Genomic DNA, 527 nt, shown 5'->3' with positions numbered 1-527 from the left:
GGTGACGGTGTTCGGCATTCTGAATCTCACCGAGGACTCCTTCTTCGATGAGAGCCGGCGGCTAGACCCCGCCGGCGCTGTCACCGCGGCGATCGAAATGCTGCGAGTCGGATCAGACGTCGTGGATGTCGGACCGGCCGCCAGCCATCCGGACGCGAGGCCTGTATCGCCGGCCGATGAGATCAGACGTATTGCGCCGCTCTTAGACGCCCTGTCCGATCAGATGCACCGTGTTTCAATCGACAGCTTCCAACCGGAAACCCAGCGCTATGCGCTCAAGCGCGGCGTGGGCTACCTGAACGATATCCAAGGATTTCCTGACCCTGCGCTCTATCCCGATATTGCTGAGGCGGACTGCAGGCTGGTGGTTATGCACTCAGCGCAGCGGGATGGCATCGCCACCCGCACCGGTCACCTTCGACCCGAAGACGCGCTCGACGAGATTGTGCGGTTCTTCGAGGCGCGGGTTTCCGCCTTGCGACGGAGCGGGGTCGCTGCCGACCGGCTCATCCTCGATCCGGGGATGG

The 527-nt window shown here is 63.4% G+C and carries 1 protein-coding gene; it reads left to right on the top strand.

The genetic code is table 11. From position 1 onward, the window contains the following. Position 1: 1 nt before the first annotated feature. The coding region (gene folP, locus ABWL39_RS20885; RefSeq protein WP_026013918.1) for a dihydropteroate synthase at positions 2 to 527 on the top strand (526 nt) is incomplete at its 3' end.

The organism is Chitinivorax sp. PXF-14 (assembly GCF_040812015.1).
GTDB lineage: Bacteria > Pseudomonadota > Gammaproteobacteria > Burkholderiales > SCOH01 > JBFNXJ01.
Note: the sequence above shows the minus strand (reverse complement) of the source record. Positions and strands in the feature narration are given on the sequence as shown.